This is a genomic window from Bacillus sp. N1(2025) (genome assembly GCF_053470005.1).
The window spans coordinates 410,195-436,864 of sequence record NZ_JBLTJB010000004.1; the positions used below are offsets into that span (position 1 = coordinate 410,195).

At 47.6% G+C, this 26,670-nt stretch carries 26 protein-coding genes, 10 tRNA genes and 1 riboswitch; of the genes, 5 read left to right on the forward strand and 31 right to left on the reverse strand.

The genetic code is table 11. From position 1 onward, the window contains the following. Nucleotides 1-4: 4 nt before the first annotated feature. The 5 genes from ACNFN4_RS12475 to queG all read right to left on the reverse strand — a co-directional run bounded on the left by ACNFN4_RS12475 (nt 5) and on the right by queG (nt 4,147). Entirely contained in the window at nt 5-718 is a 714-nt protein-coding gene (locus ACNFN4_RS12475) for a polymer-forming cytoskeletal protein (RefSeq protein ID WP_017417324.1), read from the reverse strand. Continuing rightward, entirely contained in the window at nt 709-1,341 is a 633-nt protein-coding gene (locus ACNFN4_RS12480; protein ID WP_007408428.1) for a YhbD family protein, read from the reverse strand. Before ACNFN4_RS12480 ends, ACNFN4_RS12475 begins: the two co-directional genes overlap by 10 nt. A gap of 138 nt (nt 1,342-1,479) precedes the next feature. Then, complete coding sequence (gene trmL, locus ACNFN4_RS12485; RefSeq protein WP_007610253.1) at nt 1,480-1,962, reverse strand: tRNA (uridine(34)/cytosine(34)/5-carboxymethylaminomethyluridine(34)-2'-O)-methyltransferase TrmL; 483 nt, start codon at nt 1,960-1,962, stop codon at nt 1,480-1,482. A 36-nt stretch (nt 1,963-1,998) separates the two neighbouring features. Next, on the reverse strand, nt 1,999-2,910 hold the full coding sequence (locus ACNFN4_RS12490; protein ID WP_031304428.1) for an amidase domain-containing protein: 912 nt from the start codon (nt 2,908-2,910) through the stop codon (nt 1,999-2,001). 76 nt (nt 2,911-2,986) lie between these two features. Further along, a complete protein-coding gene (gene queG / locus ACNFN4_RS12495) occupies nt 2,987-4,147 on the reverse strand; it encodes a tRNA epoxyqueuosine(34) reductase QueG (RefSeq protein ID WP_015239452.1) in 1,161 nt (386 codons plus the stop codon). An 84-nt stretch (nt 4,148-4,231) separates the two neighbouring features. On the opposite strand from queG, the gene ACNFN4_RS12500 reads away from it, so the two are divergent. Continuing rightward, nucleotides 4,232-4,855 carry a hypothetical protein gene (locus ACNFN4_RS12500; RefSeq protein ID WP_121984759.1) on the forward strand — a complete coding sequence of 208 codons (624 nt, stop codon included), beginning with the start codon at nt 4,232-4,234 and terminating at the stop codon, nt 4,853-4,855. 90 nt (nt 4,856-4,945) lie between these two features. Here the strand turns inward: ACNFN4_RS12500 and ACNFN4_RS12505 are convergent. After that, nucleotides 4,946-5,019: transfer RNA gene (locus tag ACNFN4_RS12505), tRNA-Gly, on the reverse strand. Nucleotides 5,020-5,209: 190 nt separating this feature from the next. Here ACNFN4_RS12505 and ACNFN4_RS12510 point away from each other — a divergent pair. Beyond that, nucleotides 5,210-5,413, forward strand: a complete 204-nt coding sequence (locus ACNFN4_RS12510) for a helix-turn-helix transcriptional regulator (RefSeq protein ID WP_003155407.1) — start codon at nt 5,210-5,212, stop codon at nt 5,411-5,413. Continuing rightward, complete coding sequence (locus ACNFN4_RS12515) at nt 5,410-5,877, forward strand: hypothetical protein (protein WP_012117138.1); 468 nt, start codon at nt 5,410-5,412, stop codon at nt 5,875-5,877. Before ACNFN4_RS12510 ends, ACNFN4_RS12515 begins: the two co-directional genes overlap by 4 nt. A 20-nt stretch (nt 5,878-5,897) precedes the next feature. Here the strand turns inward: ACNFN4_RS12515 and rpsN are convergent, their stop codons facing one another. From rpsN to ACNFN4_RS12550, 7 genes are all read right to left on the reverse strand, one after another. Next, nucleotides 5,898-6,167: a 30S ribosomal protein S14 gene (gene rpsN, locus ACNFN4_RS12520; RefSeq protein WP_003155409.1), complete on the reverse strand. Its 270-nt coding sequence runs from the start codon at nt 6,165-6,167 to the stop codon at nt 5,898-5,900. A 91-nt stretch (nt 6,168-6,258) separates the two neighbouring features. Continuing rightward, a complete protein-coding gene (locus ACNFN4_RS12525; protein ID WP_017417316.1) occupies nt 6,259-6,900 on the reverse strand; it encodes a hypothetical protein in 642 nt (213 codons plus the stop codon). 8 nt (nt 6,901-6,908) lie between these two features. Further along, a complete protein-coding gene (ssuD, locus tag ACNFN4_RS12530) occupies nt 6,909-8,045 on the reverse strand; it encodes an FMNH2-dependent alkanesulfonate monooxygenase (protein WP_448200213.1) in 1,137 nt (378 codons plus the stop codon). Between the two features lie 24 nt (nt 8,046-8,069). Further along, complete coding sequence (locus ACNFN4_RS12535) at nt 8,070-8,903, reverse strand: ABC transporter permease (protein WP_021494885.1); 834 nt, start codon at nt 8,901-8,903, stop codon at nt 8,070-8,072. Next, a complete protein-coding gene (locus tag ACNFN4_RS12540; protein WP_280144963.1) occupies nt 8,903-9,892 on the reverse strand; it encodes an aliphatic sulfonate ABC transporter substrate-binding protein in 990 nt (329 codons plus the stop codon). The genes ACNFN4_RS12535 and ACNFN4_RS12540 overlap by 1 nt, the downstream gene beginning before the upstream one ends. Nucleotides 9,893-9,907: 15 nt before the next feature. After that, entirely contained in the window at nt 9,908-10,675 is a 768-nt protein-coding gene (locus ACNFN4_RS12545; protein WP_014417255.1) for an ABC transporter ATP-binding protein, read from the reverse strand. A gap of 222 nt (nt 10,676-10,897) precedes the next feature. Beyond that, complete coding sequence (locus ACNFN4_RS12550; protein ID WP_448200214.1) at nt 10,898-11,833, reverse strand: amidohydrolase family protein; 936 nt, start codon at nt 11,831-11,833, stop codon at nt 10,898-10,900. A 257-nt stretch (nt 11,834-12,090) separates the two neighbouring features. Here ACNFN4_RS12550 and katA point away from each other — a divergent pair, with 257 nt between their 5' ends. Beyond that, on the forward strand, nt 12,091-13,536 hold the full coding sequence (gene katA / locus ACNFN4_RS12555) for a catalase KatA (protein WP_003155420.1): 1,446 nt from the start codon (nt 12,091-12,093) through the stop codon (nt 13,534-13,536). 71 nt (nt 13,537-13,607) lie between these two features. Here katA and ACNFN4_RS12560 read toward each other — a convergent pair whose 3' ends face one another. The 6 genes from ACNFN4_RS12560 to ACNFN4_RS12585 all read right to left on the reverse strand — a co-directional run bounded on the left by ACNFN4_RS12560 (nt 13,608) and on the right by ACNFN4_RS12585 (nt 19,395). Continuing rightward, nucleotides 13,608-14,573, reverse strand: coding sequence for an ABC transporter ATP-binding protein (locus ACNFN4_RS12560; RefSeq protein WP_014417253.1), 966 nt, complete (start codon nt 14,571-14,573; stop codon nt 13,608-13,610). Next, on the reverse strand, nt 14,566-15,552 hold the full coding sequence (locus tag ACNFN4_RS12565; RefSeq protein WP_426553971.1) for an ABC transporter ATP-binding protein: 987 nt from the start codon (nt 15,550-15,552) through the stop codon (nt 14,566-14,568). The genes ACNFN4_RS12560 and ACNFN4_RS12565 overlap by 8 nt, the downstream gene beginning before the upstream one ends. Next, nucleotides 15,549-16,454, reverse strand: coding sequence for an oligopeptide ABC transporter permease (gene opp4C / locus ACNFN4_RS12570; protein ID WP_017417311.1), 906 nt, complete (start codon nt 16,452-16,454; stop codon nt 15,549-15,551). Before opp4C ends, ACNFN4_RS12565 begins: the two co-directional genes overlap by 4 nt. 12 nt (nt 16,455-16,466) lie before the next feature. Then, a complete protein-coding gene (locus tag ACNFN4_RS12575; RefSeq protein ID WP_007610211.1) occupies nt 16,467-17,423 on the reverse strand; it encodes an ABC transporter permease in 957 nt (318 codons plus the stop codon). A gap of 68 nt (nt 17,424-17,491) precedes the next feature. Next, a complete protein-coding gene (locus ACNFN4_RS12580; protein WP_448200215.1) occupies nt 17,492-19,213 on the reverse strand; it encodes an ABC transporter substrate-binding protein in 1,722 nt (573 codons plus the stop codon). Nucleotides 19,214-19,215: 2 nt separating this feature from the next. Continuing rightward, nucleotides 19,216-19,395, reverse strand: a complete 180-nt coding sequence (locus ACNFN4_RS12585) for an FbpB family small basic protein (protein WP_003155431.1) — start codon at nt 19,393-19,395, stop codon at nt 19,216-19,218. Between the two features lie 259 nt (nt 19,396-19,654). Between ACNFN4_RS12585 and ACNFN4_RS12590 the strand changes: the two genes are divergently transcribed. Beyond that, the gene (locus tag ACNFN4_RS12590; protein ID WP_202735267.1) at nt 19,655-21,010 is read left to right on the forward strand and encodes an FAD-binding protein; all 1,356 of its coding nucleotides are present in this window, start codon (nt 19,655-19,657) and stop codon (nt 21,008-21,010) included. A 40-nt stretch (nt 21,011-21,050) separates the two neighbouring features. Here ACNFN4_RS12590 and thiC read toward each other — a convergent pair whose 3' ends face one another. From thiC to ACNFN4_RS12650, 12 genes are all read right to left on the reverse strand, one after another. Further along, nucleotides 21,051-22,823, reverse strand: coding sequence for a phosphomethylpyrimidine synthase ThiC (thiC, locus tag ACNFN4_RS12595; RefSeq protein WP_029973241.1), 1,773 nt, complete (start codon nt 22,821-22,823; stop codon nt 21,051-21,053). A 121-nt stretch (nt 22,824-22,944) separates the two neighbouring features. Next, a riboswitch (TPP riboswitch) is annotated at nt 22,945-23,055 on the reverse strand. Nucleotides 23,056-23,104: 49 nt separating this feature from the next. Then, nucleotides 23,105-23,803, reverse strand: a complete 699-nt coding sequence (locus ACNFN4_RS12600; RefSeq protein ID WP_448200216.1) for a Type 1 glutamine amidotransferase-like domain-containing protein — start codon at nt 23,801-23,803, stop codon at nt 23,105-23,107. 84 nt (nt 23,804-23,887) lie between these two features. Then, the gene (locus ACNFN4_RS12605; protein ID WP_448200217.1) at nt 23,888-25,459 is read right to left on the reverse strand and encodes a Na+/H+ antiporter NhaC family protein; all 1,572 of its coding nucleotides are present in this window, start codon (nt 25,457-25,459) and stop codon (nt 23,888-23,890) included. 145 nt (nt 25,460-25,604) lie between these two features. Next, nucleotides 25,605-25,686 (reverse strand) — tRNA-Leu (locus ACNFN4_RS12610). Nucleotides 25,687-25,931: 245 nt separating this feature from the next. After that, a tRNA-Leu gene (locus ACNFN4_RS12615) sits at nt 25,932-26,020 on the reverse strand. Nucleotides 26,021-26,027: 7 nt separating this feature from the next. Next, a tRNA-Cys gene (locus tag ACNFN4_RS12620) sits at nt 26,028-26,098 on the reverse strand. Between the two features lie 6 nt (nt 26,099-26,104). Further along, nucleotides 26,105-26,179, reverse strand: a tRNA-Gly gene (locus ACNFN4_RS12625). Nucleotides 26,180-26,231: 52 nt separating this feature from the next. Then, nucleotides 26,232-26,303: transfer RNA gene (locus ACNFN4_RS12630), tRNA-Gln, on the reverse strand. 9 nt (nt 26,304-26,312) lie between these two features. Further along, nucleotides 26,313-26,388, reverse strand: a tRNA-His gene (locus ACNFN4_RS12635). A gap of 29 nt (nt 26,389-26,417) precedes the next feature. After that, nucleotides 26,418-26,491 (reverse strand) — tRNA-Trp (locus tag ACNFN4_RS12640). 10 nt (nt 26,492-26,501) lie between these two features. Then, nucleotides 26,502-26,586, reverse strand: a tRNA-Tyr gene (locus ACNFN4_RS12645). 11 nt (nt 26,587-26,597) lie between these two features. Further along, nucleotides 26,598-26,670 (reverse strand) — tRNA-Thr (locus tag ACNFN4_RS12650).

A 26,670-nucleotide genomic window follows, 5' to 3' on the forward strand; every position in this document is an offset into this window, starting at 1 on the left:
CCTCCTATCGTTTCACGACTTTGTTAACCAAAGCGGAAGGATCACATGTAAAATCGCCGCTGTATTCCACAGTCCCAATGGTGCAGCCTGCGCCGATCCGCACATGATTTCCGCGGACTGTCTTCGCGTTCGTGTCCGCCAATTCAATGATGTCACCTTCAATCAGCTCCGCTGTCAGCACCGGGGCCGGCATCAGCTTAAAACGCGTAAGCACACTCTTTCTGCTCATCACTTTCAAATGGCGGCAGCCGATCTCTTTCACATGGCTTTCTCCCGCCGCCAGCTTAATACTGACTTCATCGGCATTCAGCAGGCCGCCGATCTTGCATTTGCCTTCCGAACGGAACGTCTCTGTCTCGCAATCGCCTTCAATCCCGGCTTTCCCGGATATGAAAATATCATCAGCTTTCACACCGCCGCCGAAAGATGAAAATCCCGCGACGTTCAGCCGCTCCGTTTTGACATCACCTTTAATGACACCCGTTCCGTTGATACGGATGGATTCAGCTTCGGCACTGCCGGAAATTTTCCCCGAACCGCTGATCGTCAGCGTTTGCGTCTTGACATGTCCGTCTGTTTTTCCGCTGCCGTTAAACAAAAAGCTCGCGCACTCCACATCACCTGACACCGTGCCGCTTCCGTTGATCTCCACTGTATGAAAACGGCCTCCTTTTGAACTTCCTGAACCGTTGATGATTAATTTATCTGTTACTTCCATTGATGGTCCTCCTGCATCCATTTCGTTTTTAATTCTTCCGATGCCGCAGCAAGCGCCACCCGTTCAACCACTTTGACAGTCGGTTCAAATAAAATATGTTCCGCGTCTGCGATGAAGCACGTCGTTACGCCAAGCTTTCGGAGCATGACAAGCTCCGTATTTGCTTTCAGTTCGGAAGCCTCATACGTTTTCAGCACCCCTGCCGCCAATTTTCCTTCCTCAAGGCTGATATTGCCCGATCGCAAAAGTCCTTCAAGCACATATAAAGACAGCAGCGCGCGGGACGTGAATGTCACGCCGTCTTCGCCATAAACTTGCAGCGCGGCCTTTGAAATCAGCCCCTTTTGAAGCAGCTCCGCAGACGTTATATTGACATCAGTCATTTGCGGAGACAGCATTTCTCTCATTTCATCCAGAGACAGATTTTCTTTCATTTTCTGTATTTTTGAGATACGTTTTAATATTTCCGCTCTCGGAAAAAATGTTTCCTGGCCTGTAAATGTTGATTTTCGGATAAACCATTCTTCAGGAATTAAATTTTTCCGTTTCCAGCGGTACAGCTGCCCGTATGAAATTGATGTTTCTTCCAGCAATTCTTTTTTAGAAATCAGTTGTTCCTCCATGAATCCAGCTCCTTCGATGAATGCATTGTAACATAACACTGTTACGTTGTTAAGCCTGGAAATATAAAAATGCCGTGAACCGCTGCTGTCCGTCTTTTTTATTCAATAAAAAAACGCCCGGATGCGGGCGTTTTTTTCTCACGTCAAATCTCTGTAATTTTGCTGGCGCAGCGCTTCATATACAAGAATCGCGGCCGTGTTGGACAGGTTTAATGATCTCACATGCTCGGTCATAGGAAGACGCAGGCAGCGGTCCATATTGTTTTCGATCAATTCTTTCGGAAGTCCGCTCGTTTCTCTGCCGAATACGAAGAAAAAGTCTTCCTCCGTATTTGAGTAATCAAATGATGTGTGCGGCTTTTGGCCGAATTTTGTAATGAAGAAAAACTTTCCGTTCTCATATGCCTCAAATAACTCTTCCAATGAATCATGATATACGACGTTGACGAACTCCCAATAATCGAGTCCGGCGCGCTTCAGCATTTTATCATCGGTCGAGAATCCGAGCGGGCGGATCAAATGAAGCGTTGTGTCTGTTGCCGCACAAGTACGTGCGATATTTCCCGTATTGGCCGGGATTTCGGGTTGATATAAAACGACATGTAATGCCACGATGTTCACCTCTGTTTTTTATTCCGCCCACCATTATATCATTAATTACTCTTTTGTCGTATCATCCGTAATATGAAAAAACGCATATCTGATGGAAGGAGTATACGCCGTTGAATCCTCATATGACCAATATCTCATTCTGCTGTCATACGTTTGGGCATTGACAAGCGGCATATTGCTTTTATCTTTCGCGACCACGATCGCCGTATGATTAAAACGGCCGTCTCCTTCAAAATCATAGCAAATGATATCTCCGGGCATCAGTTCTTCAGCTCTTGATACTTGCACCGCGCGAAGCCCTGCCTTGGATTGGGCCAGATACATCTTCATCGAATGCGCGACCGTCCAGCTGTAGCTCCACGAGCTTGCCTTCATCCACCAGCCTGAGCCTCTGTTCGGATGCCCCCGCATCGGTGCTTTTCCGGCATGTAAACATTGGGAAATAAAATTGGTGCAATTATCGCTGAAATTTTTATAAGCGGGATTTCGTTTATTCCAAAACTTCTCCGCGTACTGCACGGCAGCCAGACGGTCGTATTGAAACGCCCGCCCGAAATCTTCCCGTTCACTCCGCTCATATTCAATTACGCTGTTCCCGTCAGAAAATCCAGCCGGTTTTTTCTTTACTTCCCGGTCTTTAATCAAAAGCTGATCATAGAGAAATGCAGTCCGTTCCTCAATCTGCTCTTCTAAGTAAAGGTGTCCGTCATGCTCCTTGCACAAATATTCGAAATGAATCGTGTACATGACGCATAACGTGCCGTCGTCCTCAAGGCTGCTTTTGACAATGACGGCTTTTGCCTTCGCTTTCACGATATCAACTTTCCGTTTTTTAAACAGCTCTTTTTTTCTCGTCAGAACCTCAAGATCGCCGGCCTGCCCATTCTGCCTCATCTCAGTTCCGTTGATTAAATAATGAAGCCGGGCCTCCGCTAAATCTTCAATAATATGCTTCAAGCGCTCCACCCACCATACTGTTTTATAAAGAAAAAACACTTGAACTCCGGCCAAGTGCTTTTTCTCTATACATATGTCAGGACCGGCCGGTTTTAGTCTTATCAGAAACCGATAACAGCTCCAGTCCCTTTTCAATTTCCCGTATGGCTTCCTCATCCTGCTCCTTTTGAAGCGCTTTTTCTAATTCCCCCGCATAATCAGGGTCACCGATTTTCCCGATGGCCCAGGCGGCCGTCCCCCTGATGACGGGGCGCGGATCTTGGTGCATCAAGGCCGTTAATTCCGGAAGAGACGAGGCATCTTTAAAATGAGCCAAAGCTAAAATCGCATTCCGCTGTATCGGCTTCTTGCCGCGCCATGATCCCGATACATGTCCGAATTTTTCTTTGAATTCGCGGTTGCTTATGGTCAAAAGCGGCTTTAACAGCGGCTTTGCGATTTCCGGATCAGGCTCCATCTGCGGATGAAGATGAAAATCTTTCCCCTTATTAATCGGACAGACCGTCTGGCACGTGTCACAGCCATACAGACGGTTTCCGATTTTCGTGCGGAACTCATCCGGCAAAAATCCCTTTGTCTGGGTCAGGAACGAAATACAGCGCTGGGCGTTAAGCTGTCCGGGATTGACGAGCGCGCCGGTCGGACACGCGTCTAAACATTTTGTGCACGTACCGCACATATCTTCAATCGGCACATCCGGTTCAAAGGGCAGATTGGTGATCATTTCAGCCAGATAGACGTAAGAGCCGTATTCAGGCGTGGTGATCATGCAGTTTTTGGCGCTGAAGCCGATTCCCGCCCGTTCAGCCACGGCCCTGTCGGACAATTCCCCTGTATCCACCATTGACTTTGTGCGGATATCCTCATGTTTGCTTTGGAGAAAATTCTCCAGCAGATCAAGCTTTTCGCGCAGCACGTCATGATAATCCTTCCCCCAGGAAGCTCTGCAAAAAATGCCGCGCCGGCCGTCCCTCGTGCTCCTCGGCGCATCTTTCATTTTGGAAGGATAAGCAAGGGCGATGGCGACGATTGATTTGGCTTTCGGCAGAAGCAAAGACGGAGTGACCCGTTTTTCAATATCCGGCTCTTCAAAACCGGATAAATAGCCGAGTGATTCCTGAAGAATCAGCCGGTCCCGCAGACTGTCGAACGTATCAGCCGTCGTAAACCCGATTTTGTCGACTCCGATGCTTTTGGCGTATTCGATTAATTCCTCTTTCAGTTTATGAATATTCATTTTTTGCACAGCCTCCTTTCTTTGTGATCAGGCTCCCGCACAGGTATAATAGAGTTTTATCATCCCGAAATGGAGTGAACACACTTGAACATCAGTTTAGATCCACTTATTGCTGAACGGGTGCCGGGGATCAAAGCGGCAGCCGTCTTATATGAACAGATCGAAGTCGGGCCTGCTCCGCAAATGCTGAAAGGCCGCCTCCGTTTATTTCAAGAATCTCTTTACTTTGATTATGCTGACGGGGGTATAGAAGAGCAGCCTTTTGTAAAAGAGTGGGCGCGTATAATGGAACAGCTCAGTCCCGCCTTTTCAGGACAAAAAACGCCGATGGAGCTTATGCTCGGCGATATTTCCCGGGAACGATTCATTGAAAGTGTGAATTCAGCCCATGATACCATACTTTTTTTCTCCTTGAAATATTCATTGCCTATCATGGCGTATGACGCCGCAGAAATAGATGAACTGATTTCGATTACGATCGGAGAAAAAGAAAGCGTACTGTCCTTTTCCGGACCGGACGGCGTTTTCGGCGATTTCACCGGACATATCAATACCCGACCGGTCACGCCCGGCACAAAGAAAATGCTGCAGCTGATCTTTTTCCCGCCTTCATTTCATGCCGACGCGGCGGATGAGCTGCTATCATCCTTAACCAAAATGTTTGAACAAATTCACGGAGGCACGCATACCGTCTCTTGGCTTTCATAAAAAGACACGCCTTTCGTGTCTTTTTTCACATAAAAAAACGCAATACTTCGTTTATCAGAGAAACGAAACACTGCGTTAATAACGTATGTATGGAGCGGGTGATGAGAATCGAACTCACGACATCAGCTTGGAAGGCTGAGGTTTTACCACTAAACTACACCCGCATCAAAATTCTTTTTTGTCAGTACCGCTTTGACGTTTCTAATATTACATGTTTATTTTTTTTTCGTCAAGGGAATGTTAAAAAATTTGTCGAAAAAAATTCTTTTTTTGTCCACATGTTAAGTTGGGTTTACATTTTGTTAAGAACCTCATACAATATGAAAAAGAAGAAAACTTGAGGTATGCGTGATGATGAAAAATAAAGTAAAAGAGCTGAGAGCCAGATTCGGCTATTCTCAGGAAACGCTCGGAAAAGAAGCCGGAGCCACCAGACAGACGATTGCAGCGATTGAAAAAGGAGATTATGTGCCTTCACTTTTATTGGCGCTTAACATCTGCCGGGCTTTCTCCCTGCCGATGGAGGAAGTTTTCTGGCTGGAGGAGGAGAAAAAATGAGTTTGAAAAGAAAAGCGTGTTTTCACCTTGCACTCTACGGATTGGCCTGCTGGACGCTTATTTCCTTTATGGAAGCGGCGCCGCGGATCGCTCAGTTTTTCCAGACGGAGGGGAGCGGTTCATTCGAGCTGAATATCACTCCGTTTCTGCTGTTTACCGTTTGTGCCGCATTGTATATCTATGCCGAAAAGAAAAAACGAAACGGCAAAAAGCACAGGCTTGTGCCCGATGAATTTGAGGAACAGGATGAAAGAGAACGGATGATGACGGCTAAAGCCTGCCGTTCCTCGTATATTGCCGTTTACTTCTCATTGCCGGCCGCAGCCGTTCTGCTTTTGTTTTATCCGCTGATTCAGCCGCATCTTCCCTTTTTTCCGATTCTTTTGATTTTCATTCTGATGATGATTCAGCATTTGGCTTATGTTTTCACTTTTCATAAGCACGGCAAAAACTCCGGTTCATGACAGATCCGGAGTTTTTTACATTACCAGCTCGCTTTTTTCACCCCGGGAATCCGGCCTTTATGGGCCAGCTCCCTGAATGCGATTCTGGACAATTTAAATTTTCTCATAAATCCGCGGGGCCGCCCCGTCACCGTACAGCGGTTATGAAGCCTGGCCGGAGCAGAATCACGCGGCAGTTTGCTCAGCGCTTCCCAGTCTCCTTTTGCCTTTAATTCTCTTCGGATGTCCGCATATTGTTCAACAAGCTTCTGCCGCTTGAGCTCTTTGATCACTTTTGATTTTTTGGCCATTTCAGCACTCCTCTCAAATCGTAATTATTACGTTTTGTATCATATCATCCATATGATCATCGTGCAAGCTAAGCGCTTAAAAAGGCGGGTATCACCCGCCCTGCTTGTTCACCTTCACATAATAGAGCAATGCGTCAGAATGGCTGATCAGCATCTTTTTATCCCGTGACATATTGACGGGCTCCCCTGAATTCTTCACACTCGCACCGATCAATACAGGTTTCCCATAAGTCACTGGCTCGGCAGAGGAGATAAACACGGACGCTCTGTCATCTCCCTGATACCGGGTAAAAACAGCGTCTGCCGAGACTTTCCCGCTGTCATCGACGATACCGAAACGAACCTTGTCTTTTTCCTTTTTCCCTTTGTCTTCTCGGTCTGTGTAAAAGATGAATTGCAATGCTTTTGGTTTATTTACATCGCCGCCGTAATCTGATTCAAGCGGCCCTGCCTTATCCGCCAGTTTTCCGTTTTGATAATGCTCAATATACATCTGTGCGGCCGCCAAGTCTTTTGTGACACCGGTTACTACTGCCGCTCCGCTTTCTGAAGAGGCAATTTCCATTCTGTATTTCTCTGTCTTTGATAAATCAGCTTCTTTTATCTGTATGCCGTTGGAATGTCCGCATGCCGTTAATCCTGCCAGCAGACAGCATGCTGCCGTCCATTTGAATACCTTCAGAAAAAACAGCCCCTTTTTGATGATTGTATCATTATTGAAAAAAAGAGGCATTTATTTATTCAGACTGTCGCTTTATTTCCTCTTGCAAAATGGTCGTTTCCCATTGCTTCACCCAGTCTGCGCTCAAGCTTTTTAGTCCGTTCATTCTGAAACGGCAGAAGCGGAAACACGAGTTCAGCCAGATAATAAGCTTCTTCCAGATGCGGGTAGCCTGAAAAGATAAACGATTCAATGCCGAGTGCCCGGTACTCTAAAATTCGATCGGCGACGGTCTGGGGATCACCGACAAGCGCCGTGCCCGCTCCGCCTCTGACCAGCCCGATGCCGGCCCAGAGATTCGGGCTGATCTCAAGCTTCGTCCGGTCGCCGTTATGAAGATCGGCCATCCGTTTTTGTCCCGAAGAATCAGCGCGCCGGAGCGCAGCCTGCGCTTTCGCAATCGTCTCTTCGTCTAAATGGCTGATTAATCGTTTAGCCGCTTTCCATGCCTCTTTCTCAGTCTCCCGGACAATCACGTGAAGCCTGATGCCAAAACGCATTGTCCTTCCTTCCTTGGCAGCCTGTTTTTTAACGGTTTCAATCTTTTCTTTTACCTGCTCCGGCGGCTCTCCCCATGTTAAATAGACATCTGTATGCTTCGCCGCAGCCTCAATTCCCGCCTGTGATGAACCGCCGAAATATAATGGCGGATGCGGAGACTGTTTTGGCGGAAACAGCAGATTGCTGTTTTCCACTTTGATATGGTCCCCTTCATATGTCACCGTTTCGCCCCGCATGAGTCCGCGCCAGACGGTTAAAAATTCTTCAGTCGCCTTATAACGTTCATCGTGGCTGATAAACATGCCATCTCCCGCCAGTTCATAAGGATCTCCGCCCGCTACGACATTTACGAGCAAACGGCCGTCTGACAGCCGGTCCATTGTCGACGCCATTCTCGCGGCGACAGACGGCTGCATCAGTCCCGGACGGACCGCCACTAAAAATTTCAAGTCACTCGTTTCCCCCGCTAAAGCCGCAGCCGTCAGCCACGGGTCTTCACATGATCTCCCCGTCGGCAGCAGAACCCCCGTATACCCGAGTCTGTCCGCCGCCTGTGCCACTTGCTTAAAATAAAGATGATCCGCCGTTCTCCCTCCCGTTTGCGTCCCTAAATACCGGCTGTCACCATGCGTCGGAATAAACCAAAGAATCTCCATATGAATCTCTCCTTTTTTAATAGGTTACCCTTCATAACTGTTCCGCCATTTTAATAGTTTCCGTTCGAGCATTCTGACCAATGCATCTGTCAGCTTGCCGACAGCCGCAAAAATGATAATGCCGACAAACACCTTATTTGTCTGTGAAAATTGTCTGGCATCCATAATCATATAACCGACGCCCTCGCTCGAGCCCATCAGTTCCGCCACCACAAGACCGAGCCACGCAATGCCCAGAGAGAGCCTGATGCCGAGCAGGATATTCGGCAGAGATGCCGGAAGAATTAATTTCGTCATCTGCTGATACCAGCTAAATTCCAGCACCCGCGCGACGTCAAACAGCTTCGCGTCCACACTGCGGATTCCGAGAAACGTATTAATGTACACGGGGAAAAAAGCCCCCAATGCGATCAGCAGAATTTTTGATGTCTCATCAAATCCGAACCACAAAATGAACAGAGGAGTCACGGCCAAGTGCGGAACCGTTCTGAGCATTTGCAGAGACGGATCAAGATATGCTTCCGTCCGCTTTGAGAAACCGACCAGCAGCCCGAAAACAAGTCCGAGGCCCGCGCCAAGCAGAAATCCGGCAGCCGCCCGGTATAAGCTGATCTCTAAATGACCCCAAAGCTCACCTGAAAGAAGAAGTTCCTGAAACGTCTGCAAGATGACGACAGGCGACGGGAGCACCGTGGCCGAGACGATACCCAGACTTGCGATAAACTGCCATACTGCGATGACCGCAGCCGGGAGTACAACCCCCTTCATCCATTGGTATGAATACTTCCGGGATCTTGCCAGAGCTTTCTTTTCTGATTGGCTTATTGCGCCGGCAGCCGTTGATGCTTCTGCTTTCATTACTTGCCATCCCCCGTTTCAAGCGCTTTTTTAATAAATGAATTGTCGACAACGTCTTTTACATGAATTTTCTTATGAATCGCTTTTGTTTGATATTGAAAATCAGCGGTTTCCTGCTGGGCTTTGACAATATCATCATTGATCGGTTCATTGAGAGGCTCAGTATTGTTAAGCACGTTTCTGACGACTTTCGGATCAAGATGTTTGATTTTCGCATATAAGGAGACAGCTTCATCTTTGTGTTCCTTTTGCCATGTAACTGCCTGATTGAACACTTTCAGAAAACGGACAACCTCATCCGGGTGTTCTTTGGAAAATCCCGTTCTGACTAACGTGAAACCGGGAGAATATAAATCTGTGCTTTCTCCGTTCGCCAATATTTCCGCCCCGTGCTGCAGCGTTTCAATCGACAAATACGGCTCCCAAATGGACCATGCGTCAACTGATTTGTTTTCAAAAGCGGAAACCGCCTCATCAGGCTGAAGCTGGATGATGGTGACGTCATCGGCGGAAAGCCCCGCTTTATCTAAAGCTTTATAGAGAAAATCAAAGCCGCTGCTGCCTTTGGCTACGGCGATTTTTTTACCTTTCAATTCTTTCAGGCTCTGAATCCCGCTGCCCTTGTTTACGAGAATGCCGTTTGCCTTTAACCCGTCCTGAGACAGCCCGATCTCTTTAAAATCAATTCCAGCCGCCTGACCGGAAATGACCGGTGAATTGCCGACCTGGGAAAAATCAAGCTTATCGGCGGCAAGACCTTCAAATTGCGGAGGACCGCTTTGGAATTCGACCCATTTTACTTTTATTCCGTCTTTTTTGAAGGCCTCTTCAAACCAGCCTTTTTCCTTGGCAATGAGAAGCGGGCTTAAACTCTGCTGGATGCCGATCCGGATTTCTTTCACCGTTTTCCCGCTCCCTCCTGTCCCGTCTGCACTGCATCCGGCTGACATCATGACTGCTGCGGCTAAAAGAATGATAATTTTTTTCACTTCGCTTCGTCCCTTCTATATCCCGGACCCATCCGCAAACCGGAGGTCTTCCGTTTTCTCAAACTCAGAAAGCACCTTCTGCCGGACGGCCTGAAAATCCGCTGACGTCCGATTGCGCGGATGCGGAAGCTGAATCGGCATCAGACTGTGCAGCCGGCCGGGCTTTGCCCTGAGGATCGCCAGCTTATCGCCTAAATAGACGGATTCATCAATATCATGCGTGACCAGAATCATCGTCGTTTTTTTCTCGCGCCATATATCAAGCAGCACATCCTGCAAATGTTTTCTCGTAAAAGCGTCAAGCGCCCCGAACGGTTCATCTAAAAGCAGCACCTCCGGCTCGCGCAAAAGGGCTCTGGCGATGGCAACCCGCTGCGACATGCCGCCGGATAATTCGCGCGGATAAGCGTTCTCCGCTCCCTGCAGCCTGACAACCTCAATCAGATCATCCACTTTTTTCCGAACGGCCGGGTCGTTCATATTGAGATCGGCAGCGATGTTTTGTTTTACCGTCAGCCAGGGAAACAGCCGGTGCTCCTGAAAGATAAATCCCTGCCGGATGCCCGGTCCCGACACATTGCGGCCGTTTATTGTGACAGAGCCTTTATAATCGGTATCAAGACCGGCAATCAATTTTAAAAGCGTGCTTTTGCCGCATCCGCTCGGCCCGATGACAGTCAAAAATTCTCCCGAAGCAATTGACAGCTCAATATCATTCAGCACCGGTGTTTTCCGGCCTTCATGCTCAAAAGCTTTTTCTTGTATGCTGATGGTTACAGCCATCTGTCTTCCCCTCTCTTTCTGCCGCGTGCGATCGAAAAACAAAAAGGCCCCCATCTCCGATTGCTTACAGAGATGGGAGCCTTCGGCGGTCCGATCGGCAACCCGTTTGTTTTTAAATTTGAATATCATGTTAATTCAAATTATTCCGACTTGTCAACTATTTTTTATAAGGATTAAAATACGCTCTCCGGCATAATCCTGCCAGAGAGCGCATCGGCTGTATCACGTGTTTACTTCCTTTTCTTGCCGGGCGATTTTCAATAATGTTCGCGCATTGTTGCCGAATATGTTTTCTATATCTTCTTCCCGCATATTGATTTCCCGGCAGGTCCTCACCTGCTCCTGAAGATATCTGTATACATATCCTCTCGGAAATCCGTTCGAATCCGTCCCGAAGATGATCCGTTCAGCACCGATTAATTCAGATGTCTTTCGAAACAGAATTTCCAAATCAAGCGGATACGGCATCCACCTCATCCACTGATTTGAGCCGGACGTGTCAATATACACATTCGGGCAGCTCCAGCACAGCTGCAGCAGTTCCTGATAATATCCGGCGCCGAAATGCGGAATGATGAACGGGATATCAGCATACTCTCTCGCGACGCGATAGATGGAGAGCGGGTTGATGTTGCGATGGCTGACAATACCCCCCGCTCTCCCTAAAAGCCCGAAGTGAATTAATACAGGCAGCTTTTTGTCAGCCAGATACGTCCACAGCTTTTTCAGCGACGGATCATGAAAATCGATGTCTGTCAGCGGTCCGAACAGTTTATATCCTTTCAGACCGAGCTCTTCTACCGCTCTTTTCAGCTCTTCATACGCATCCTCCCTCTCCAAAGGATGATATGCAAATCCGGTAAATCTCGCGGGATTGGCTTGAATAAACGCCGCCATCCGGTCATTGCTCTCTGCTGTTAAAAAATTCAGCACGTCAATGCCGTACTTATCTAATTCTTTCTCCCATCTTGTCATCAAAGCGATTTCGCCGTCATCGTCATCAACATCATGCGGATCAGGAAAATCCCAAGTCAGATTCATTCTTTCTGACCGCTCCCGGTTATAATCGGAAAATGTCTTATCGTTTTTGCCAAAATAAAGGCTGTACGGCAGATGACCGTGAATATCGACAGGTTTAAAATGCTGCCGGAAAAGCATACAATCGCCGCCTCCCTTACCGCCTGACAATAAAAAAAGGCCCTTATCCAGTGAAGAATAAGAGCCTCTTGTGTCCAAGTCAGCGGTTTCTATTTTTCCTCATCTTAAACCCATTATTCCCGTCAGTCAAGTAGGCTTTCAAATCCAAACCCTTTTTTTCGATAATAAAAATAATTATTTTATAATCATTATAAAATAATATTGACTTTTTACTGATAGGTGATATTATGTTTTTATAAATCTAAAGAGGTGATCACATGAGTTCAAATAAATTGACAACCAGCTGGGGCGCTCCTGTCGGAGATAACCAAAACTCAATGACGGCCGGCGATCGCGGTCCTGCTTTAATACAAGACGTCCATCTGCTTGAGAAATTGGCGCACTTTAACAGAGAACGCGTTCCGGAGCGTGTCGTTCACGCAAAAGGCGCGGGCGCACACGGTTATTTTGAAGTCACAAATGACGTTACAAAATATACGAAAGCCGCATTTCTGTCAGAAGTCGGTAAACGCACGCCGCTCTTCATCCGTTTCTCAACCGTCGCGGGCGAACTTGGCTCTAGTGACACAGTGCGCGATCCGCGCGGATTTGCCGTTAAGTTTTATACAGAAGAAGGAAACTACGACATCGTCGGAAACAATACACCCGTGTTCTTCATCCGCGATGCCATCAAGTTCCCTGACTTTATCCATACACAAAAAAGAGATCCGAGAACACATCTGAAAAATCCGACGGCCGTTTGGGATTTCTGGTCTCTGTCACCGGAATCCCTGCACCAGGTAACCATTCTGATGTCAGACCGGGGCATTCCGGCGACTCTTCGCCATATGCACGGATTCGGAAGCCATACATTTAAATGGACAAATGATAAAGGCGAAGGCGTCTGGATCAAATATCACTTTAAAACAGAGCAAGGCGTGAAAAACCTTGATGTTAATACAGCAGCAAAAATCGCGGGCGAAAATCCCGATTACCATACGGAAGATTTGTTCAATGCGATTGAAAACGGCGATTTCCCCGCATGGAAATTATATGTTCAAATCATGCCGTTAGAAGACGCAAACACATATCGCTTTGATCCGTTTGACGTCACAAAAGTATGGTCTCAAAAAGACTATCCGCTCATTGAAGTCGGCCGCATGGTTCTGAACCGCAATCCGGAAAATTACTTTGCGGAAGTAGAACAGGCGACGTTCTCTCCCGGCACATTAGTCCCCGGCGTCGACGTCTCACCTGACAAAATGCTTCAAGGCCGGTTGTTCGCATACCATGACGCGCACCGCTACCGTGTCGGCGCGAACCATCAGGCGCTGCCGATCAACCGTTCCCGCAATGAAGTGAAAAACTATCAGCGTGACGGACAAATGCGTTTTGATGATAACGGCGGCCGCTCCGTCTATTACGAGCCTAACAGCTTCGGCGGCCCGAAAGAGTCACCTGAAGATAAACAGGCGGCATATCCTGTATCAGGTTTCGCTGACAGTGTAAGCTATAATCATCATGATCATTACACACAAGCCGGCGACCTGTACCGCCTGATGAGCGAGGAAGAGCGCGCGCGCCTTGTCGCCAATATCGTCAGTGCGATGAAACCTGTGGAAAAAGAAGAAATTAAGCTGCGCCAGATCGGCCACTTCTACAAGGCTGATCCTGAATACGGCAGACGCGTTGCCGAAGGACTCGGACTGCCATCACCAAAATAGCATCAAAAAACCTGCCGGTCTGCCCGGCAGGTTTTTCCTGTTTATTATCAATAAAACCGTTTTTTTCTCAATTACACGAAGTGGCATGCCGCAAAATGATGAAGCCCTTTTTCTGACAGCGCCGGACTTTTCTCAGCACATATCTTCTTGGCTGCCGGGCATCTCGTTCGGAATTTACAGCCTGAAGGCGGATCAGAGGGGCTCGGTATATCACCCTTTAAAATTATCCGCTCCCTTTTCGCTCCGGGATCAGGAACAGGCACGGCTGATAACAGCGCTTTCGTATAAGGGTGAAGCGGCCGTGAAAAGAGCTCCTCCTTTGACGCGTATTCCACAATCGTCCCTAAATACATAATGGCGACCTTCGTACATAAGTGCTCCACCACGCTTAAATCATGAGAAATGAACAAATATGACAGCCCGTGCTGTTTTTGAAGGCTGCTGAACAAATTGATCATCTGCGCCTGGATGGAGACATCTAAGGCCGCCACGGGTTCATCCATAATGATAAATTGCGGCTTGAGCGCCATCGCTCTTGCAATCACGATCCGCTGCCGCTGCCCTCCGGAAAATTCATGCGGATATCGGTCGATAAAGTTTGCGGAAAGTCCGCAGGCTTCAAGAACCTCCGCCGCTTTATCACGCGCATTCCGCTTCACCGCCAATTGATGCTCGATCATCGCTTCACCGATGGCTTCTCCGATCCGGCGCCGGGGATTTAAAGAACTGAACGGATCTTGAAAGATGAGCTGCGCTTCTGATCTGAAAGTTTTCAGCTCGCGCCGGCTCATCCGAAACACATCACGTCCCTGAAAAAACACCTCTCCCCCTGTTTTTTCATGAAGCCTCAAAATGGTCTTGCCGATTGATGACTTTCCGCTGCCCGATTCTCCCGCTAAGCCAAACACTTCTCCTTTTCCTATCGTAAAACTGACACCGTCGACCGCTTTTACGGGATTTTTGCGGGTCTTTCTCATCCCCCCATGTTCCTCGTAATATTTTTTCAGCCCCTTGACCTCCAGCAACGCATCACTCATCTGCTTTCTCCTCTCTGTAAAGCCAGCACGCCGCCTGATGTCCCTTCCCGAATTCAGTAAAATGCGGGCTCGATCTCCGGCATATTTCCGTGCTGTGTTCACATCGCTCCGCAAAATAACAAGACGATCCCGACAGGTCCGCAAGCTCGGGGACCTGCCCCGGAATGGTGTACAGCATCTCCCTTCTTTGACCGATAACCGGCTTGGCCGCGAGCAGCCCTTTCGTATACGGATGCTTCGGATCAGAAAACAGCTTTGCAACCGGTCCTTCCTCCACAATTTTTCCCGCATACATGACAATCACATAATCAGCCATTTCAGCAACCACGCCCAGGTCATGTGTAATGAATAAAATAGACGTGCGAAATTGCTTTTTCATATCCCGCAATAAATCCAATATCTGCGCCTGAATGGTTACGTCAAGCGCTGTCGTCGGCTCGTCGGCAATGATCAGTTTCGGATCGCAGCTTAGCGCGACAGCCGTCATGATGCGCTGCAGCATGCCGCCGCTCAGCTCATGAGGATATCGGTGCATAACCTGCTCGGCATGCGGGATCTCCACTAACGTGATCAGTTCAACGGCCTTCCGCCATGCTTCTTTCTTACTCAGCAACAAATGTTCGCGAATCGGTTCGGCCAGCTGCTCACCGATTGTAAACACCGGATTCAAAGATGTCATCGGTTCCTGAAATATCATCCCGATTTCGCTGCCGCGGATTTTCTGCATGTCTTTTGGTTTCAATTCCAACAGGTTCCGTCCGGAAAAATGCACCGCTCCCCGTTCGATTCTCCCCGTCTCGGGAAGAAGCTGCATAATGGACAATGACGCCATGCTTTTCCCGCAGCCGGACTCCCCTACAATACAAACCGTTTCCTCCTCATGTATCGTAAAGCTGACATCGTCCACAGCCTTTACCGCCCCCTCCTCTGTATAAAAAGCCGTTTCCAAATGCCTTACTTCTAAAAGCGGTTTTTTCATTTCACTTTCACCTGCCGTTTTACCTTAGGATCAAAAGCGTCTCTTAAACCGTCTCCAAGCAGATGAATCGCCACAACGGTCAGAAAAATGGCCGTTCCCGGCGGAATCCACAGCCACGGGCGGAGTGTAAAATCCATAAAATGATTCGCCGCTTCCATCATGTTTCCCCAAGAAGGTGTGGGCGGAGCAACGCCAAGTCCGAGAAAACTCAGCGCCGATTCACTCAGCATCGCTCCCGCCACATGCAAAGTCGCCGCTACCAGTAATAACGGCAATGTATTGGGAAGCAAATGATAGAGGATTTTCCGTTTATCACTAAGCCCCAAAACTTCCGCGGCCATCATAAACGGCTGCTCCTTCAGCGACAAAATCTGTCCGCGTACAAGCCGCGCCAAACCGGGCCATCCGATCAGGCTTAACATCATCATAATCAGGTACATTCTGTATTCAGAAGGCACTTTCCACTCCGACATCACCGCAGCCAAAATCAAAAGCAGCGGCAGGCCCGGGATGGACATGAGCATATCAGCGATGCGCATAATGATCATATCTGCGGCTCCCCGATAAAATCCGGCCGCAGCCCCGAGTAAAGAACCGATGACAAGCGACATCACCATTGAAGCAAGCCCCACGGTCAGAGAAATCTGCCCCGCCAGCATCAGCCTCGTCAGCACATCTCTCCCGTACTGGTCAGTTCCCAGCCAATGATGGATTCCCGGCTGCTGATTGGCATTTGAAATATCCGTCCGATCTGTTATGTACGGAGAAAAAGACGGCCCGATAAAGCACAATAAAAACATAAAACATAAGAAAAGAAGACTGATGACCGTCAGCTTATGCTGCAGCAGGCGGCGGTACGTCTGCTTCCAAAGAGAAGGCGGCACCCCTTTTTGTTTTTTCATTCCGAACACCCCCTATTTCAGCCTGACCCGCGGATCAACCGCGGCATAAGCGATATCCGCTAAGAAGTTCCCCACAATCGTTAAACAAGACAAAAACAAGGTAAACGCCATCAAAACCGGATAATCACGATAATGCACAGATTCCAGCTGAATACGTCCGACTCCCGGCCACCCGAAAATCTGTTCAATAATGATGGCTCCGGAAAACAGTCCCGGCAGTTCAAAAGCAAGCAGGGTGATGGCCGGAATGAGCGCGTTTTTCAACGCATGTTTCCAGATGACGGTGCGCTCTTTCAATCCTTTCGCTCTCGCCGTTCTGATATAATCCTGTCTGATCACGTCCAGCATGCCGGAGCGGAAATACCTTGTCAGCGAGCCGATGCCGAGCATAGATAAAATCACGACCGGAAGAATCATATGTCTGGCGGCTTCAAGCACGTACGAAAAACCTGTACTCGTGCTTCCGGTATCAATCATCCCGCCGACGGGCAATATTTTCAAATCCACCCCAAACCACTTAATAAACAGAAGGCTGATAAAAAAAGACGGAAACGCCATGGAAGCAAACACAAGAAACGTCACGATCCCGTCAAACCATGAGTATTTCCTGACAGCGGATATGACACCCGTTATCATCGCGGCTGACCATGTGACAAGCAACGCCAAAAACGCGACAAAAAACGAATTCCAGACATATTTCCGAAGCAGTGACAGGACGTTCTCCTGATATTTCAAAGAAAACCCAAAATCTCCGCTGAGCACATTTCCGAGCCACGTCACATAACGCTGCCAAATCGGCTGATCCAGCCCGTAAAGCGCTTTTAACTCCTTCGCTCTTTCAGGAGTCAGGTTTACATTGGAATCGATATAGTCGCCCGGCAGCATGGCGAATAAGAAAAAAATAATAAAAGACGTACCGAATAAGATCACAAGCATTTGAATGAATCGTTCTGCGGCATACCGTTTCATAAAAAGCCCCTCCTTTCCGCTGAAAGGGCAAAATCCCCAGGATGCACCGGGTATTTTGCCCAACCGTTCTATTGAATTGAGACATTTGAGAGACTTGAACTGATTCCAGAATAATTGTCAGGCTCAAGCCCTTTTATTTTTCCGCTGACCGCCCTTGCGCTCTGACGGTAATGAATCAGAATGTAAGGCGGGTTTTCCCCGAGCTCCCGGTACAGCTGGTGATAAATCTCTTTTCTTTTGCTGATATCAAGCGTGCCGGCTCCTTTCTCTATCAGCCGGTCCGCTTTCGGATTGGAATATCCCGTTACATTATTGGGATGGCCGGAAGCCAGCTTTTCCACCGTGTCATTCGGATCAAGAATCTGCGAGGTGGAAACGGCGGCAAGGTCGTATTGTTTGTCATTTATTTTCGCTACTTCTGTATTAAAATCCATGACTTCCGGTTTTAATGAGATTCCGATGTCCGCGTAATTTTCTTTCGCGATCGGGATGAAATCATCATCCGCTTTAGACGTGTAATAGCTGATTTCAAGCTTTTTGCCGTTTTTTTCACGTACACCGTCTTTGCCCGTTTTCCAGCCCGCTTCATCGAGAAGCTTTTTGGCTTTTTCAGGGTTAAACGCGTACCGATTGACACCTTTGTCATCATAAGCCCACGAAACCGGAGACACCGGAACATTCGCGACCTCTCCGTAGCGTTTAAAGCGGACATCGACGATTTTTTGACGGTCAAGTCCGTAAATAAGCGCCTGGGACACTTTCTTATCTTGAAAAGGCGGACGCTTGTGATTGACGTACACAAGCCCGTAATCATTCACGACAGATACGCTTATATTGGCAAAACCGAGACTTTTTAAATGCTGAACCGTATCATCATCAGGTGAGAAAGAAGCGTAATCAAGGTCACCCGTTTCAAACAGCTGAAGAGAAGTTGACGGATCGATAATTTTATAAATCAGCTTTTCCGTTTTCGGTTTTCCGGCATAATAGTGTTCATTAGCCTGATAACGTATTTCCTGTCCCGGAAGGTATTCTGTAAATTGATAAGGTCCCGCTCCGAGCGGTTTGGCATAAAGCTCTTTTAAATAGTCCAGTTTGCCGAATTGATATTTCTTCCCGTAGTAGGCTTCTGACAGCACCTGCCCGCCTAAAAGAAGCAGCGACTTCGCACTGACTTTCTCAGTCGTAATTTGAATGGTTCTGTCATCAAGGACGCGTATGCCCTCTATCGTCTTTGCCTTTCCTTCTTTGTAAGCCTTACCGCCTTTAATATAGGCCGTGGTGATATCTTCATAGCCCGCGTATGCAGGATCATGCAGCAGTGTTAAAGTGAATGCGGCATCCTTTGCGGTCAATGGTGAACCGTCGCTGAAAACGAGATTTTTTCTTAAACGGAACGTGTATGTAAGCTGATCTTTGGAAATTTTCCAGCTTTCCGCAAGAGCCGGGGCAGGCTTCCCCGTTTTATCCAGTTTGACTAACGGTTCAAAAATAGGATCTGTCGCATTTCCGTCCCAGCCGTTTTCGTAAAAGTACGGCAGAAACACGCCGCCCGGCGCGGAAATCCCAGCAACAAAAGTGTCAGTTCTGGCTTTCGATTTAGCGGGAATCGCCGCCGGATGAGAAGCTTTAAATTCCTTTGTCTTGACATGGGCGATACGTGTTTCTTCCTTTTTATCAGCCGCAGATGACGGTTCTTCTCCGGCACTCCCTAACGCGCACCCTGATAACATGATGGATACCGACAGCACGAGTACCGTTGTTTTTATCCTCCATTTTCTCTCCTTCATCTTTATCGAACCCCCGCATGCTTTTCATCTATCTTTATATAAATCTGCTCCATCTGTTCCTCATTTCTCATAATCTCCCGTTTGTTTTTCTCTACAAGCAGTTCGAAATTCAATGTGTGTTTTCTGTACTTTTTTCGTTTTTTGCTCTTTTTGCGCACATGTGATACCTTTTTTAACGCCACTTTTCATCCCTCCGCTTTTCATTTCATTCAATGACTTTCACGCAAAAAAGGCCCTTATCTGTTTAAAAGATAAGAGCCTTCGGTGATCCGATCAGCCATCGTTTGGAAATATGTAATGATTATGTTAATTCATACAATCCCTACCTGTCAACTATAATTTAAAATATCGTTTCCTTCCGGGGGTTTTCCTCATACACTCTCTCATTTTTCCGCATATGCTAGAAAACATAGCAGAGTACAAGTGAAAGTGAGTGAGAATGTGGAAAAGACAACATTGACCGGTCGCATCGTCAAAAAAGATGACCCGGACTATAATGCTGCAAGAACCAATATCAATTTAAGCCTGCAAAGATATCCAGACATCATTGTGTTTTGTCAAAATAAACATGACGCCCTCAATGCGCTGAGATGGGCGCGTGAGAACAATGTGCCTTTCCGTATCAGAGGCGGAAGACACAGCTACGAAAATTTTTCCCTGTTAAATAACGGACTAGTCATTGATCTCAGTGAAATGAAGAAAATAAGAGTAAATGAGGATACGCGGCTGGTCTCGATTGAAGCGGGAGCCGAATTGGGAGAAGTCTACCGGACACTCTGGCGGTACGGCTTGACCCTTCCTGCGGGAACCATTGCGAATGTGGGAATCACGGGGCTGACGCTCGGGGGAGGAATCGGATATTTAACAAGGACAGCCGGACTTACTTGCGATCGTCTCCTCCAGCTCGAAATGATCATAGCGGACGAAAAAGCGGGTGCTGACTTGATCACAGTCAACCGCTCAAAGCACTCTGATCTATTTTGGGCGTCTCAGGGCGGAGGGGGAGGCAACTTCGGCATTGTCACATCCATGATGTTTAAAGCCGTGCCGATCTCGTGCGTGTCTGTTTTTTCTGTCACTTGGGGCTGGGATGATTTTGAGGAAGTATTTAACACATGGCAGCGCTGGGCTCCATTTACAGACAACCGGCTTACCTCATCAATTCAGTTTTGGCCTAAGGAAGTAAACCGCATAGAAGCGCTCGGTCAATTTACCGGGACAAAGGATGAGCTGAAAGAACTGCTGGCTCCGTTAATGAAAGCGGGAAAACCGGCAAGCGGCATGGTCAAGACAGTGCCATTTATTAAAGCGGCAGCCTTTTTTAACAGCCCGGGAGGCAATCAGCCGCAAAAGATGAAGCGGTCAGGATCCTTTATTGAAAAACCATTATCTTCACGCGCGATTTCCACTTTAAAGCGCTATTTAGAGCACGCTCCGAACGAAAACGCCAGTGTCTGGCAGCAGTCTCTCGGCGGGGCGGCCGGACGGATCGCTCCGGACCAAACGGCATTCTACTATCGCAACGCAATCATTGCCCAAGAATATATTACAACTTGGACAGCTGCTGAAGAAGAAAGACAAAATGTCCGCTGGATCGAAGGACTGAGAACCTCCCTATCAAGAGAAACGATGGGAGATTACGTGAATTGGCCTGATAGAGAAATCAGAAACTGGCTGCAAACATATTACGGAGAAAATGTTCACCGCCTCCGTCAAGTCAAAACGAAATACGATCCGGAAAATATATTCCGATTTGAACAGAGCATTCCGCCGCTTCGCCGTTCACCGTTTTTCTAAAAAAGATGAAGATGGGCAAACTCCATCTTCATCTTTTCTTTTATTGATATAAGCGGCTTCCCTTCTCCGCAAACTCTTTTGCTTTTTCTTTCAGCCCTTCATTGACGGCCTCGTCTTCAGTAAGTCCGTTTTCCTTCGCATAATCACGAATATCCTGAGAAATTCTCATGCTGCAGAACTTCGGACCGCACATCGAACAGAAGTGAGCCGTTTTTGCGCCTTCAGCCGGCAGCGTTTCATCATGATATTCGATTGCTCTTTCAGGATCAAGCGACAAATGAAATTGATCACGCCACCGGAATTCAAACCGCGCCTTAGACAGAGCATCGTCACGGATCTGTGCACCCGGATGCCCTTTAGCAAGGTCTGCGGCATGTGCCGCGATTTTGTACGTAATGACGCCTTCTCTTACATCATCACGATTCGGCAGCCCCAAATGCTCCTTCGGCGTGACATAGCAAAGCATCGCCGTCCCGTACCAGCCGATCATCGCCGCGCCGATTGCTGAAGTAATGTGGTCATAACCCGGAGCGATATCCGTCGTTAATGGCCCGAGCGTGTAAAAAGGCGCCTCTTTACAAATTTCCAGCTGCTTGTCCATGTTTTCCTTAATTTTATGCATCGGCACATGACCCGGTCCTTCGATCATCACTTGCACATCGTGCTTCCACGCGATCTCCGTCAATTCTCCGAGAGTCTCCAATTCCGCAAACTGCGCCTCATCATTGGCATCCGCAATCGAACCGGGGCGAAGCCCGTCACCAAGTGAAAAAGCGATATCATAGGTCTTCATGATTTCACAAATTTCTTCAAAATGCGTGTACAGAAAGCTTTCCTGATGATGAGCCAGGCACCATTGCGCCATAATCGCCCCGCCGCGGGATACGATTCCCGTCGTGCGTTTGGCCGTTAACGGGACGTAACGAAGCAGTACGCCGGCATGGATGGTGAAATAATCCACGCCCTGCTCCGCCTGCTCAATCAATGTGTCACGATAAATGTCCCACGTTAAATCCTCGGCAATGCCATTTACTTTTTCAAGCGCCTGATAAATCGGCACCGCCCCCACAGGCACGGGACAGTTGCGGATAATCCATTCACGCGTCGTATGAATGTCTTTTCCCGTGGATAAGTCCATCATCGTATCGGCGCCCCAGCGAATCGCCCACGTCATTTTTTCGACTTCTTCTTCGATAGAAGATGTAACAGCCGAGTTGCCGATATTTGCATTAATTTTCACATGAAAATTCCGGCCGATAATCATCGGCTCGCTTTCCGGGTGGTTGACATTAGAAGGAATAATCGCCCGTCCGCTCGCCACCTCTTCCCTGACAAATTCGGGAGACACATGCTCGCGAATTGCGATAAACTCCATTTCCGGCGTAATGATGCCTTTTCTCGCATAATGCAATTGTGTTACATTTTTCCCCGGCTTGGCCCGAAGCGGTTTTCGCTGTAGGCCGGGGTATTCGGCGGCACGGCCCTCTTTTTTATAACCGTTGTCTTCAGGCTTCACGGTCCGTCCGTTATATTCTTCTACATCTCCGCGCCCGGTAATCCACTTTGTGCGGAGCGCCCCCAGCCCTTCATGAATATCAATTTGTACATCCGGGTCTGTATACGGCCCGCTCGTATCATAAACACGGACCGGCGCATTCTCCTCTTCCCCGAATGCCCCCGTAGTCGCACTCAGGCTGATTTCCCGCATCGGCACTCGTATATCGGGCGAAGAACCTTCTGCATAAACCTTTTTACTGCCGGAAAAACTCGACATAATGGAAATGTTCGCTTGCTGTACTGATTGATTTTGCATACAAATCTCTCCTTTATCATTTGAATAACAGAACCAAGCTCAGCACCAGCACAAAAAAACCGGGTTCAAAGAAGAACCCGGTTTTGCAGTCAGAAAGAAACTATTATTGTTTTCTTCAACAATAATAAAACCTTTACTTCCCCACGCTGGTACGAACCAGATCAGGTCCAAAGGGTTAAGAAGCCGCCGCTTCTCTCTCAGCCCGCTCAGACGGGCACCCCCAGTAACTATTGATTTCGCTCTCATCGTAACATAAGTTGTGTACAAAAAAAAGCATATTATCAAAATTCAGATAACGGGACAGTCATAAGCTCTGTTTCCCGAACGCCTTCTTCGGTATTAAAAACCCGATAACCCTTTGCGGTTTCCCGGGAAGAGACAGTCCGGATCAGCTGACCGTCTTTATAATGAAGCGCAGCGCCGTCATCAGCGGCATAGCCCTCCCTGAGTTTCTTTTCTGAAATCAGACGGTGATACACCGGCCGGCGCTCCGCTTCTCCGTCATAATGCGGACAAAAGCTGCCCGGCAAAAATCCTAAAGCTCTTAACTCTCTCAAACCTCCAGCTGAATCCGTCAACCCTTCTTCATACCAGCAAATCGCCCCGGCGCTGAGACCCGCCAACATGATGCCGTTTTCCCAAGCCACACGAAGAATACGGTCAAGCCCCCATTCTTTCCATAAGACAAGCATATTGCGCGTATTTCCGCCGCCGACATATATAATATCTTTCTTCATGAGAAAGGATCTGAGATCAGAACCCGGCGGTTTAAACAACGACAAGTGATCCGGCTCACACCGCAGCTTTTGAAAGGCCTGATAAAACCTGCCGATATAATTCTCCGAATCTCCGCTTGCCGTCGGCAAAAAACAAACTTTCGGCTTTGACCGCGCCGACTGCTCTAAAATATACTGATCCAGCACAAGATGATCCGGCTCCATGGAAAAGCCTCCGCCGCCCATTGCAATAATCTGCTTCACGTCATCACCTCTTTTTTTCTCTAGTATAACAGCTCATAAAAAGGCGTTATCCCATTTTCGGATAACGCCTTCAAAAAGTATTTGTTATCTGAAAAATGAAAACGCACCGTATAACACAACGGAGATCCCTGCGGCGATAAGCGCCGGAACAAGCTTCGAACGGGCATACTTCACAACATCGATCCCCAACACCGTACAGGTTGTCACCGTATTATCACTGAGAGGAGAAGCAAACGCTCCAAATGTTCCGCTCGCAAACACAGCCCCGATCGCTAATAATAAGCTGGTATGTGACTGAACCGCCAGCGTTACGCCGAGCGGCATTAATAGCCCCCAAGTCCCCCAGGATGACCCGATAAAATAGGATATAACAGCCCCCAGTATAAAAAGAGACGGCGCAATAAACATATGAGGGATCCATGACGTTAAATGAGAAGTAACATATTTCGAGAATCCCAGATCTTCAGATACTGCTGTTACGGCCCAAATCAGCGATAACATAATAATAACGTTGACCAATTCGTTTCCGCCCTTAATAAAATGGGTAACAAGCTCGCCTGCATGAAAACGCTGAAACATAAAAAGAGCAAATGCTGCAATAACCGCTGCCAATAATGCGGTTAACATGACGCCAAGCATATCACTTTTGATAAAAGCATTCAAAAACCCTTGTGCTTTTGAATGACCGTCCCACCAGCTGAGAAAGAGTGTTAATAGCAAAAACAGACCGATCGGAATGATTAAATTCCAAGGCCGAATCGGTGTTTCCTTAATATAACCACGGTGCGCCGAATCCAGCTCCTCCTGCTGGTCAGCATTCTCATCACTTTCGAACATTCCCGTATGTCCACCGTGAATATCTGAGATCGTCCCTGTTTCCATGTTGAATGAACCTGAGCCTTTTGAAAGCAACACACCGCTGTTCCGCGGAATCGGTTCCGTATTTTTGCTATGTTTGCGAGCAGAAGTTTGTCCGCTCTTTTCTGTTTTTTTTAAGCTTTCGTCCGCTTTTTGTTTCTTAAAAAAGCAGTAATAAATTCCGACTAATATAATCACAATGGAGAAAAAATTGAAGGGAATACTTTTCACATACACCGTATAAGCCGGCTGATCTATTCCTGACGTTTTAAGGGCCTGTCCGATAATGGAAACCATGTAGCCGACAAATGCCGTTGCTATCGGAATCAAGGCAATTACAGGGTTTGCCGTAAACTCAATGGCATACGCAATTTTCTGTTTCGACAGGTCCAGACGCTTGCTTAACGCTTTCATGATCGGTGCAATTGTGACGATGCGAAAGTCCGGTTCACTGAACGTGCCAAATGTCGACAGCCATGCAAGCAGCATCGCACCTTTTTTGGTTTTAACCTTTTTACTGATCAAATGGACGAATCCTTTTATCCCGCCGGTCAGCTTTATAATCCCTACAAGGCCGGCAAATGAATATAGAAACACAATGATTCTAATATTATTGGTGACGACAATATTGCTGATTACATATTGAACCATATGTTCAATCCCGCCAAGCAAGCTGGGATGCAAAAGATAGCTTCCGACCAGCAAACCGATAAACAGACCGGACTGCACTTGCTTTGTAATGATTGAAATGGGAATGACCAGAATAAATGGGATAAGACAAGCCCAAGTCCCTTCCACTAAAAACACCTCTTTCAAAGAACTTCTTGTTAGTATCTTTGAAAAAAGCGGATTTATACAATCAGCAGGTATCATGTTTTCACAAGCCTTGGAGGATATTTTCATACAACAAAAAAGGCTTCTACATATTGTAGAAGCCTTTTTATACCGGTGGCCGGGGTCGAACCGGCACTCCAGAAGGAACACGATTTTGAGTCGTGCGCGTCTGCCAATTCCGCCACACCGGCATGTAATGCGTCGTGTTCAACCGACGTATATAAATATAACATGTATTTTATAAACCGTCAACGGTTTTAGCAAAGTTTTTTAAATGGTAATGCAGTATATCCGATACAAACAAGAAACTTATATTGATAGTCATTACGTTTTTATTATATAAAAAAAGTGATCTGCAATATGCAAATCACTCTCATATATGTTTTATAATGTGAAAACTGATGACCAATTTAACATAGTTCGTTCAAAGTTAAATTGGTGCCGAGGGCCGGACTTGAACCGGCACGGTAGTCACCTACCGCAGGATTTTAAGTCCTGTGTGTCTGCCAATTCCACCACCCCGGCAATAGAAAGGCGACACCCGGATTCGAACCGGGGATAAAGGTTTTGCAGACCTCTGCCTTACCACTTGGCTATGCCGCCGTAATTTGGAGCGGAAGACGGGATTCGAACCCGCGACCCCCACCTTGGCAAGGTGATGTTCTACCACTGAACTACTTCCGCAACATGTAAAAGAACTTAATACATCTTATGCTGTTGTTTTTAAAAAATGCAACTGGGCTAGCTGGATTCGAACCAACGCATGACGGAGTCAAAGTCCGTTGCCTTACCGCTTGGCTATAGCCCAATGATAAAATGGGGCGATTGATGGGAATCGAACCCACGAGTGCCAGAGCCACAATCTGGTGCGTTAACCACTTCGCCACAACCGCCATAATCTGAAGATGAATAAATAATATAGTGGCAGGGGCAGTAGGAATCGAACCCACACCGGAGGTTTTGGAGACCTCTGTTCTACCGTTAAACTATGCCCCTATTTATAAAATGGTGGAGGGGGGCAGATTCGAACTGCCGAACCCTGAGGGAGCGGATTTACAGTCCGCCGCGTTTAGCCACTTCGCTACCCCTCCATCATTTAGAGTGCCGGCCAGAGGACTTGAACCCCCAACCTACTGATTACAAGTCAGTTGCTCTACCAATTGAGCTAGACCGGC

Bases quoted from the DNA above. Each gene is read 5' to 3' on its own strand.
- ACNFN4_RS12475 (WP_017417324.1), bottom strand. From the start codon at position 718: ATGGAAGTAACAGATAAATTAATCATCAACGGTTCAGGAAGTTCAAAA.
- ACNFN4_RS12480 (WP_007408428.1), bottom strand. From the start codon at position 1,341: ATGGAGGAACAACTGATTTCTAAAAAAGAATTGCTGGAAGAAACATCA.
- queG (WP_015239452.1), bottom strand. From the start codon at position 4,147: ATGAATATTCATAAACTGAAAGAGGAATTAATCGAATACGCCAAAAGC.
- ACNFN4_RS12510 (WP_003155407.1), top strand. From the start codon at position 5,210: ATGAAAAATAAAGTAAAAGAGCTGAGAGCCAGATTCGGCTATTCTCAG.
- ACNFN4_RS12515 (WP_012117138.1), top strand. From the start codon at position 5,410: ATGAGTTTGAAAAGAAAAGCGTGTTTTCACCTTGCACTCTACGGATTG.
- rpsN (WP_003155409.1), bottom strand. From the start codon at position 6,167: ATGGCCAAAAAATCAAAAGTGATCAAAGAGCTCAAGCGGCAGAAGCTT.
- ACNFN4_RS12525 (WP_017417316.1), bottom strand. From the start codon at position 6,900: ATGCCTCTTTTTTTCAATAATGATACAATCATCAAAAAGGGGCTGTTT.
- ssuD (WP_448200213.1), bottom strand. From the start codon at position 8,045: ATGGAGATTCTTTGGTTTATTCCGACGCATGGTGACAGCCGGTATTTA.
- ACNFN4_RS12535 (WP_021494885.1), bottom strand. From the start codon at position 8,903: ATGAAAGCAGAAGCATCAACGGCTGCCGGCGCAATAAGCCAATCAGAA.
- ACNFN4_RS12545 (WP_014417255.1), bottom strand. From the start codon at position 10,675: ATGGCTGTAACCATCAGCATACAAGAAAAAGCTTTTGAGCATGAAGGC.
- ACNFN4_RS12550 (WP_448200214.1), bottom strand. From the start codon at position 11,833: ATGCTTTTCCGGCAGCATTTTAAACCTGTCGATATTCACGGTCATCTG.
- katA (WP_003155420.1), top strand. From the start codon at position 12,091: ATGAGTTCAAATAAATTGACAACCAGCTGGGGCGCTCCTGTCGGAGAT.
- ACNFN4_RS12560 (WP_014417253.1), bottom strand. From the start codon at position 14,573: ATGAGTGATGCGTTGCTGGAGGTCAAGGGGCTGAAAAAATATTACGAG.
- ACNFN4_RS12565 (WP_426553971.1), bottom strand. From the start codon at position 15,552: ATGAAAAAACCGCTTTTAGAAGTAAGGCATTTGGAAACGGCTTTTTAT.
- opp4C (WP_017417311.1), bottom strand. From the start codon at position 16,454: ATGAAAAAACAAAAAGGGGTGCCGCCTTCTCTTTGGAAGCAGACGTAC.
- ACNFN4_RS12575 (WP_007610211.1), bottom strand. From the start codon at position 17,423: ATGAAACGGTATGCCGCAGAACGATTCATTCAAATGCTTGTGATCTTA.
- ACNFN4_RS12580 (WP_448200215.1), bottom strand. From the start codon at position 19,213: ATGAAGGAGAGAAAATGGAGGATAAAAACAACGGTACTCGTGCTGTCG.
- thiC (WP_029973241.1), bottom strand. From the start codon at position 22,823: ATGCAAAATCAATCAGTACAGCAAGCGAACATTTCCATTATGTCGAGT.